Annotated in this window: 7 protein-coding genes; 6 read left to right on the top strand and 1 reads right to left on the bottom strand. The window is 60.5% G+C overall.

Annotated elements, in window-relative coordinates; genetic code table 11:
* The first annotated feature begins 2 nt into the window (after positions 1 to 2).
* The 5 genes from AB5767_RS07470 to AB5767_RS07490 all read left to right on the top strand — a co-directional run bounded on the left by AB5767_RS07470 (position 3) and on the right by AB5767_RS07490 (position 6,219).
* The gene (locus AB5767_RS07470; RefSeq protein WP_368132553.1) at positions 3 to 668 is read left to right on the top strand and encodes a DUF4956 domain-containing protein; all 666 of its coding nucleotides are present in this window, start codon (positions 3 to 5) and stop codon (positions 666 to 668) included.
* Positions 669 to 929: 261 nt separating this feature from the next.
* The gene (locus AB5767_RS07475) at positions 930 to 1,901 is read left to right on the top strand and encodes a LacI family DNA-binding transcriptional regulator (RefSeq protein WP_368132941.1); all 972 of its coding nucleotides are present in this window, start codon (positions 930 to 932) and stop codon (positions 1,899 to 1,901) included.
* Positions 1,902 to 2,084: 183 nt separating this feature from the next.
* Positions 2,085 to 3,485 carry a PTS transporter subunit EIIC gene (locus AB5767_RS07480; protein WP_368132011.1) on the top strand — a complete coding sequence of 467 codons (1,401 nt, stop codon included), beginning with the start codon at positions 2,085 to 2,087 and terminating at the stop codon, positions 3,483 to 3,485.
* Positions 3,486 to 3,590: 105 nt separating this feature from the next.
* Positions 3,591 to 5,132, top strand: a complete 1,542-nt coding sequence (locus AB5767_RS07485) for a glycoside hydrolase family 32 protein (protein ID WP_368132012.1) — start codon at positions 3,591 to 3,593, stop codon at positions 5,130 to 5,132.
* Between the two features lie 94 nt (positions 5,133 to 5,226).
* On the top strand, positions 5,227 to 6,219 hold the full coding sequence (locus tag AB5767_RS07490) for a PLP-dependent transferase (RefSeq protein ID WP_368132013.1): 993 nt from the start codon (positions 5,227 to 5,229) through the stop codon (positions 6,217 to 6,219).
* 133 nt (positions 6,220 to 6,352) lie between these two features.
* On the opposite strand, the gene AB5767_RS07495 is transcribed toward AB5767_RS07490, so the two are convergent.
* On the bottom strand, positions 6,353 to 6,697 hold the full coding sequence (locus tag AB5767_RS07495) for a winged helix-turn-helix domain-containing protein (RefSeq protein ID WP_055309535.1): 345 nt from the start codon (positions 6,695 to 6,697) through the stop codon (positions 6,353 to 6,355).
* A gap of 193 nt (positions 6,698 to 6,890) precedes the next feature.
* Here AB5767_RS07495 and AB5767_RS07500 point away from each other — a divergent pair, with 193 nt between their 5' ends.
* A complete protein-coding gene (locus AB5767_RS07500) occupies positions 6,891 to 8,402 on the top strand; it encodes an IMP dehydrogenase (RefSeq protein ID WP_006234046.1) in 1,512 nt (503 codons plus the stop codon).
* Positions 8,403 to 8,618 lie beyond the last annotated feature (216 nt).

Genomic DNA, 8,618 nt, shown 5'->3' on the forward strand with positions numbered 1-8,618 from the left:
CCATGAGCACCAGGGACTTTTTTAAGAACTCCGTTTTGGAGGCGTTTGGCCAGGTCGACCCTGCCAAGATTGGCCTTTCGCTGCTCGTGGCGCTCGCCATGGGCATCCTGATCTATCACGTGTACAAGCGCTTTTTTACCGGCGTGGTGTATTCGCGCAGCTTTGCCGTGACGCTTGTAGGCATGTGCGTGCTTACCTGCATGGTCACGCTCGCGATCTCGACGAACGTGGTCATCTCACTCGGTATGGTCGGTGCTCTGTCAATCGTCCGCTATCGTACGGCGGTTAAGGACCCGCTCGACCTGCTGTATCTTTTTTGGGCCATTACCACAGGCATTACGGCAGGCGCCGGCATGTACGCGCTCGTGGGGCTTACGGCAGTGGTGATTGTGGTGATGATTGCCGGCTTTGCGAGTCACCAGGACAAGGCGCGCGTGTACATGATGGTCATCCACTACACGGGCCAGACCGCCGGCGACGATATCGTGCGTGCATTTGGGCGTACCAAGTTTACGGTGAAGTCCAAGACCATGCGCGGTGACAAGGTCGAGATGGCCGTGGAGGTGTTCTCGGACGGCGTTGACATGCCCTATGTGGATGCCATTCGCGCGCTCGACGGCGTGGAGGACTTGACGCTCATTCAATATAACGGCGAGTACCACGGGTAGAACCCTAGCGAGCAGATTGCACAAAGAGGGGCGCTCCTGGTCGAGCATACGTCAGCGAGCGGGCAGCTGCCGGGCGATCTGCCGCTCAAACCGTCGCTCGCGTACATAAAGTACGCGTCGCTCCTCTTTCGCGGCACCTCGCCACGGCAGCTGCCCGCTCGCTGACGTTTGCTCCACCTGGTGGACTGATTTGGTTCGTATGCCGTCTTCGCGGGTATTATGGTGAAAGCGATTTCAACGACAGGGGTGCTCGTGGTAAAGATGAAAGATGTGGCCGAGCTGGCGGGCGTTTCGAGCGCCGCCGTCTCGCGCTACCTCAACGGTGGATATATCTCGGCGGATAAGGCCGAGCGCATTAAGCAGGCGATTGAGCTGACCGGATACGTGCGGTCCAGCCAGGCTCGCGCGCTGCGCACCGGTTCCACCAAGCTCATCGGCGTCATCGTGCCCAAGATCAACTCGGAGTCCGTGAGCCGCATTACCGCCGGCATTGGCCAGGTGCTCGGTCGCCGTGGCTACCAGATGTTGCTTGCCAACACTGACAACGCGGCCGATCGCGAGATCGAATACCTCGATTTGTTCCAAAATCACCCAGTTGATGGCATTGTGCTGGTGGCAACTATGATTACCGACGAGCACCGTCGGGCGATTGAGTCGTGCCGCGTGCCCATCGTGCTGATCGGTCAGAATGTTGAGGGCGCGGCGTGCGTCTATCACGACGATTACGAGGCCGCCTTTGAGCTAGGCCATGCACTTGCGGGCCGCGTGGACGGCAAGATTGCCTATATTGGAGTTACCGAAGCGGACCGCGCTGCTGGTTATGACCGCCGCCGCGGTTTTGAGGCCGGCTTGCGCGCCGCGGGTAACCCGCTCGATGCCGCCTTGATTCGTTTGGGCTCGTTTACGCTCGACTCGGGCTATGGTGCGGCGCGTGAACTGCTTTCCGTCGCTCCCGATGTTTCGTTTATCGCCTGCGCGACCGACACCATGGCGGCGGGCGCGCTGCGTGCTATTGATGAGGTTTGCGGCATGGGCGAGGGCATACACCGCGTGAGCGGTTTTGGCGACAACGCTTTTTTGCGCGCGCTGACGGGCGGCATTCCCACCGTGCATTATGGCTACCTGACCAGTGGCGTCGAGGCGACCAATATGTTGCTCAACACGCTCGATGGCGTGGAGGGGGAGAGCGGTCTCAAGACGCTCAAGCTCGGCCATCAACTTATGAATGTCTAGGCTTTGGGCATGTCTGCCTGCCTTTGAGCCCTTATGTTTGTCTCAAAACTACCATTCACCGGCTTTATCGTACCGTTCACCCTATTGTGAAAACGATTACAGACTTATCAAACTGAAATCGATTACAGTGTAAGTGTCAAAGATGGCCGGGTGCAAATGCGCCCGTTGGAGGAAAGGGAAGTCATGGACTACCGCAAATCAGCCCAAGAGGTGCTCGACAACATCGGTGGCGCCGACAACGTTGTTTCGGCCGCGCGCTGTGCCACGCGTCTGCGCCTGGTGATTGCCGATAATTCCAAGGTTAACAAGGAGGCCATCGAGAATGTCGATGGCGCCAAGGGCGTCTTTGAGGCCCAGGGCCAGCTCCAGATTATTTTTGGCACCGGCACCGTCAACAAGGTCTACGAGGAGTTCATCGCGCTCAGTGGCGTCGAGGCTGCCACCAAGGCCGAGGTCAAGGAGGCCGCGGCGCAGCAGCAGAACATCTTTATGCGTGCCATTAAGGTGCTCGGCGACGTCTTTGTCCCCATCATCCCTGCCATCGTGGCTTCGGGCCTGCTGCTGGGCATTATGAGCGCCCTCAACTTTATGGCCTCCAACGGCTTTATCGCGCTCGACACCAATAACTTTATCTATAAGATCGCCGACCTGGTCTCGGGAACGTCCTTTGGCATTCTGCAGATCCTGATCGGCTACTCCGCCGCCAAGGCCTTTGGCGCCAACCCGTACCTGGGTGCCGTCGTCGGCGGTGCGTTCATCAACTCCTCGCTGCAGAGCGCCTACACGGTTGCCTCCGAGGGCGTTCAGACCATGGTCACCGTCATCCCCGGCGTGTACAGCTTTGAGTGGGTCGGCTATCAGGGCCACGTGATCCCCATCGTCATCGCCTGCGCCATCCTCGCCTTCTTGGAGAAGCGTCTCCACAAGGTTGTCCCCGAGATGTTCGACCTCTTTGTGACCCCGCTCGTCTCCGTGTTCGTGACCGTGCTCGTGACGCTCGTTGCCGTCGGCCCCATCTTTGTCTGGGCCGAGAACGCCATCCTCGGTCTGATCCAGGCCCTGCTGACCCTGCCCTTCGGCATCGGTTCCTTTATCGTCGGCCTGTTCTATGCCCCCACGGTCGTTACGGGTATCCACCAGATGTACACCGCCATCGACCTGGGACAGCTCGCCCAGTACGGCGTGACTTACTGGCTGCCCATCGCCAGCGCTGCCAACATCGCCCAGGGTGGCGCCGCGCTCGCTGTTGCCTTTAAGACCCGCGATGCCAAGATCAAGGGCCTGGCGCTTCCTTCGGCCCTGTCCGCCTTCATGGGCATTACCGAGCCTGCCATCTTTGGTGTGAACCTGCGTTTCTTTAAGCCCTTCATCGCTGGCTGCATCGGCGGCGGTTGCGGTGCCCTGGTCTGCGCGCTCACTTCGCTCGCCGCCTCCGGCACGGGCGTTACCGGTATCTTCGGTATCCTGCTGTGCCTGGCCCAGCCCGTGCAGTACGCGATCATGTTTGCGGTCGCCGCGTTGGTTTCCTTTGCCGTCTCGTTTGTCCTGTACAAGGACGAGCCCAAGGCTTCCGAGCAGGCCTAAGAGCTTTTGATTGAGGAACACCCGCGGCTGTATGCTCGCGGGCGTTTCCCGTATCTGGTGCCGATCTCTGGTGCCTTATAACTTTCGATCCGTTAGGACTTTAATATGTCTAATGCACTTGGTCGCGACCTTGCAAAGCTGGTTGCCGCTGTTGACGCCGCCGCCTCTGAGTGCGGTCATGGCGAGTATGGCCAGCGCTTTCATATTATGCCGCCGGCGGGCTGGCTCAACGACCCCAACGGTCTTTGCCAGGCGGGCGGCGTGTTCCATGCCTATTTTCAGTATGCGCCGTTTGATGTCGAGGGTGGTGTTAAGGTCTGGGGCCATGCGACGAGCCGCGACCTTATGACGTGGGACTACGTTGGCGCCCCGCTGCTTCCCGACGAGCCGTTTGACTGCCATGGCGTGTACTCGGGCTCGGCTTTGGTCGAGGACGGCCGCATTCGCGTACTGTACACAGGCAACGTTAAACTCTCCGATGCAGACGGCACGTACGACTACGTCAATACCGGCCGCCGCGCCGATACTGTTTATGTCGAGAGCGTTGATGGCCTTGCCGGTTGGGAGTTCAGCCAAAAGCGTGTGGTGCTGGCGTCCGAGGATTATCCCGAGGATTTGACCTGCCATGTGCGCGATCCCAAGGTGTGGCGCGATGATAATGGGCGTTACCACATGGTGCTGGGCGCGCGTCGTCGCGTGGATGGGCCGCATGTCGATAGTCGATTTTGCGCCATGCACGGCGAGGGTGCCGGGCGCGATGTGGGCGAGATCCTGGTGTATGGCTCGGCCGATATGCTGAGTTGGGAGCTCGAGAGCCGCGTGTCTACCCCCGAGCGCTTTGGCTTTATGTGGGAGTGCCCGGGGTATCTGGAGCTTGAGGCGGATGGCGGCGTGCCGGCAAGGTTTCTGTCTTTCTCTCCCCAGGGGCTCGAGGGCGACCGTTGGGACCGCGGCAATGTGTATGCAGCGGGCTACATGCCTGTAACGGGCGACATTACCGGTGGTGACGGCGTCTATGATCTGGGCGAGTTCCGTCTGTGGGACGCCGGTTTTGACTTCTATGCTCCGCAGGAGTTTACGGCCGAGGACGGTCGCCACATTCTGATCGGTTGGATGGGCATGCCTGATGAGCCGACCTATGGCAACGATCCCACCGTGGCGTGCGGCTGGCAGCACTGCATGACGGTGCCGCGTGAGCTTACAGCCGGTGCCGGCGGCGTGGTGCTGCAGCAGCCGGCGCGCGAGATTGAGCACCATTATGCCTCGGTGCGTGTGGGGGAGGGCTCGTTGGAGGTTGCCGGCGATACCTGCTTTGACGTTGTTGTCGACGGTGTCGACGGCGCGTTTGCCGCGACCGTAGATGGCGAGCTGAAACTGGTGTTTGTGCCCGCCGAGGGCGAACTGCCCTCGCGCTTTGAGATGCGATTTACCGATGAGGGTCGCGCTTCTGCCGGCTGCGGTCGCACCGTGCGTTGGGAGCCCGTCGACGAGGTTCGTAACGTGCGCATTGTTGGCGATGTCTCGTCGGTCGAGGTGTTTGTGAACGATGGCGCGCTCGTGTTCTCGACGCGCATCTATCCCGAGACCTATGGTGTGACCGTTGACGCTCCGGGTGCGAGCGTGACCTATCACACGCTCAAGATCTAGGCGATTCGTCGCATATCGGCGCTATACTGCAGCCGTTGCCCACGATGCGGGAAACACCCGCATCGTGGGTTTTGTTTTGAAGGGACGGTACCGTATGGGCGTACAGCAGCTAGAAGATGCCTGGGCTTTGAGGGCCGGCGCGCGTGAGGCGCGGTTGCTTGCGGCTTCGCATGTTCCGGCGGCGCTGTCTCTGTTGGGGGTTGTGCGTCCCGGTGACCGCCTGGTGGCCTTTGCGGACGACTTTGCCGATGCGTTTTCGAGCGGCTTTGATTGCTGCGATGTCGCGCTGGTGGGCTCGCCGTCCGCCGAGGCGTTTGCCGCTGCGTCCGAGGGTTTTGATGTTTCGTTTGATGCCGAGGGTCCGCACCTGTGGTGGTTCGTCAACTCTATCGGCGGGTTTGGTCTGCGCGTGCCCGATTTGCGTGCGCTGGGTCGGGCGGCGCGTGAGGCCCACGCGCTGTTTGTGGTGGATAACACGGTGGCGTCAGCTTTTGGCTGCGATTCGCTGCGGCTGGGTGTCGCGCTGTCGCTCGAGGCGCTCGATCGCGTGTGCGCCGGTGATGCTCCGCGCAAGTTGGTTGCCGTATCGGTCGCGCGCTCGCAGCTCAAGCGCCATCGTGTGGATGCTGCGGCCGAGTGCGCGCATGCCCTGCTTGAGGGCCGTGGCTTGGCCAAGCTTGATTTGACTGCTGACGAGGCCGCTGTGCTGGAGCGGGGACTGGACTCGCTCGATGTCCGCATGCAGGCACATTTCGACCGTGCCCGTGCGCTGGCCGAGTACCTGGCCGCCAACGAGATGGTGCGCAACGTGCGCTATCCCGGGCTGAGCTCGCATCCCGATCATGCGGTTGCAACGGGAATCCTCGAGCACGGCTTTGGTCCGGCAGTTGAATTCGACCTTAACGAGCGTAGTGCAGATGATCTTTTCGACGCCTTGCCGGGGGAGTTTCGCACATCGCCTGCCGGCGGCGCAACGACGCGTCTTTCGGCCCCACGCGGCAAGCAGGGCAGCACCATCCGCCTCTTCGCCGGCACCGACGACCCCTTGATCGTGGCCGCCACCCTAGACAACGCCCTCCGCAACTAGCTAAATCATCCTCGACTTCATAAGTTGCGGTGAAATAGGGATTGATTTACGGCTTTAACCGCATAAACAGTCCCTATTTCACCGCAACTTATGAGAAGGGGTTGTGTGGCTATAAGGCCCCGTCCCAAATGGGCTACTCTTTGATGCTGGCGATGAGGGCGTCGGCTTTGGTGGCGATGACGTTGTTGATGTCGGCCTGCAGCTCCTCGTAGACCGCTATGGCTCGCTCGCCGGCGGGGGTGAGCGTGGATCCGCGGGCTCCGTCGCGTTCGATGAGCTTGCAGCCCAGCTGGCCTTCAGCCTCGTTTACAATACGCCACGCTTTGGAATACGCCATGCCCATGCTCTTGGCGGCGCGGTTGAGCGAGTGCTCGCGGGCGATGCCCTGCAGCAGTAAGACGCAGCCGTGGCCGAACACGCCCGGCAGATCTTTGTCGCACGCTTGAATGACCAACTTTGCCGTCGTCTTGTACTTCATGTGCTCCACGTCTCCCCGCTAAAGTGTTTGCTGGGCAAACGCAAAGCCTGCGTCAAACCCTCGTGTGCTCTTCTTAAAACATGCATTGTAGCAGTCAAAGTGCGTTAAGATACTTCCCCAGTATTGGGCGCCCAAGGTTGGGCTGGGTCCTACGAGGCCTGCAGCCGACCGGTCGCATGGAAAAAGGAGAAACATGGCTACGTTCTTTCCCGGTGAGTCCCACACGTTTTCGGAGTATCTGCTGGTCCCTGGTTACTCGTCCTCGCAGTGCATCCCCAACAACGTCTCTCTTAAGACGCCGCTAACCCGCTTTAAGCGCGGTGAGAAGCCGGCAATCACCCTGAACATCCCCATGGTTTCCGCCATCATGCAGTCCGTCTCGGGCGTCGACATGGGTGTCGCGCTCGCTACCGAGGGTGGCCTGTCCTTTATTTACGGTTCCCAGAGCGCCGAGTCCGAGGCCGCTATGGTCAAGGCCGTCAAGGATCACAAGGCCGGCTTCGTTCAGTCCGATTCCACGTTGACCCCCGACATGACCATGGAGCAGGTCATCGAGCTCAAGGAGAAGACCGGTCACTCCACCATGCCGGTCACCGACGACGGCACTCCCAAGGGTAAGCTCCTGGGCATCGTCACCAGCCGCGACTATCGCCCCAGCCGCGATGACCACCAGACGAAGGTCTCCGAGTTCATGACCCCGCGTGAGCAGCTCATCGTGGGCGACAAGAACATCAGCCTTAAGGTTGCCAACGACGTCATCTGGGATAACAAGCTCAACGCCCTGCCGATCGTCGACGACAACGATCACCTCATGGGCATTGTCTTCCGTAAGGACTACGACAGCCACAAGACTAACCCCAACGAGCTGCTCGATAACGACAAGCGCTACATGGTCGGCGCCGGTATCAACACCCGCGACTATGCCGAGCGCGTGCCGCTGCTCATCGAGGCCGGTGCCGACGTTCTGTGCATCGACTCCTCCGAGGGCTTCAGCGAGTGGCAGAAGCGCACTATCGAGTGGATCCGCGCCAACTACGGCGAGGACGTCAAGGTCGGTGCCGGTAACGTTGTCGACGCCGAGGGCTTCCGCTTTTTGGCCGATTGCGGCGCCGACTTCATCAAGGTCGGTATCGGCGGCGGCTCCATCTGCATTACTCGCGAGACCAAGGGTATCGGCCGCGGCCAGGCCACCGCGCTGATCGACGTCTGCCGCGCCCGTGACGAGTACTACGAGGAGACCGGCGTCTACGTGCCCGTGTGCTCCGACGGTGGCATCGTTTACGACTACCACATGACGCTCGCCCTTGCCATGGGTGCCGACTTTATGATGCTGGGCCGCTACTTCGCCCGCTTTGACGAGAGCCCGACCGAGCGCGTCAACGTGAACGGTCAGTACATGAAGGAGTACTGGGGCGAGGGTTCTGCGCGTGCCCGCAATTGGCAGCGCTACGACCTGGGTGGCGCCGCGAAGCTCAGCTTTGTCGAGGGCGTCGACTCTTACGTTCCCTATGCCGGCTCCCTCAAGGACGGCGTGGGCGGCACGCTCTACAAGGTCAAGTCCACGATGTGCAACTGCGGTGCCCTCTCGATCCCCGAGCTCCAGGAAAAGGCGCGCCTAACGCTGGTCAGCTCCACCTCCATCGTCGAAGGCGGCGCCCACGATGTAGTCGTGAAGGATTCTCAGCAAAGCGTCAGCTACCGCTAAGCGGCTTTCCCAAGCACCGCACCTTGCCGTTCAAACCGTCGCTCGCGTACCAAAGTACGCGACGCTCCTCTTTCGCGGCAATCTGCGGCACTTGGAAAACCCGACCATGCTTGAGCGGGTAACAATTAGCGGTTGATTCCCAACCACGTTATTTAGATAAAGCGAGATGCCCGCAAGTCGCAGGCATCTCGCTTGTTGTATTTGCTAGAATCATCC

The sequence above is a fragment of the Collinsella aerofaciens genome, assembly GCF_040926265.1.
In the GTDB taxonomy this organism is placed as follows: Bacteria; Actinomycetota; Coriobacteriia; order Coriobacteriales; family Coriobacteriaceae; genus Collinsella; species Collinsella aerofaciens_BB.

What these genes read in the sequence shown, in the direction of transcription:
- AB5767_RS07470 (WP_368132553.1), top strand. Translation starts at nt 3, where the DNA reads ATGAGCACCAGGGACTTTTTTAAGAACTCCGTTTTGGAGGCGTTTGGC.
- AB5767_RS07475 (WP_368132941.1), top strand. Translation starts at nt 930, where the DNA reads ATGAAAGATGTGGCCGAGCTGGCGGGCGTTTCGAGCGCCGCCGTCTCG.
- AB5767_RS07480 (WP_368132011.1), top strand. Translation starts at nt 2,085, where the DNA reads ATGGACTACCGCAAATCAGCCCAAGAGGTGCTCGACAACATCGGTGGC.
- AB5767_RS07485 (WP_368132012.1), top strand. Translation starts at nt 3,591, where the DNA reads ATGTCTAATGCACTTGGTCGCGACCTTGCAAAGCTGGTTGCCGCTGTT.
- AB5767_RS07490 (WP_368132013.1), top strand. Translation starts at nt 5,227, where the DNA reads ATGGGCGTACAGCAGCTAGAAGATGCCTGGGCTTTGAGGGCCGGCGCG.
- AB5767_RS07495 (WP_055309535.1), bottom strand. Translation starts at nt 6,697, where the DNA reads ATGAAGTACAAGACGACGGCAAAGTTGGTCATTCAAGCGTGCGACAAA.
- AB5767_RS07500 (WP_006234046.1), top strand. Translation starts at nt 6,891, where the DNA reads ATGGCTACGTTCTTTCCCGGTGAGTCCCACACGTTTTCGGAGTATCTG.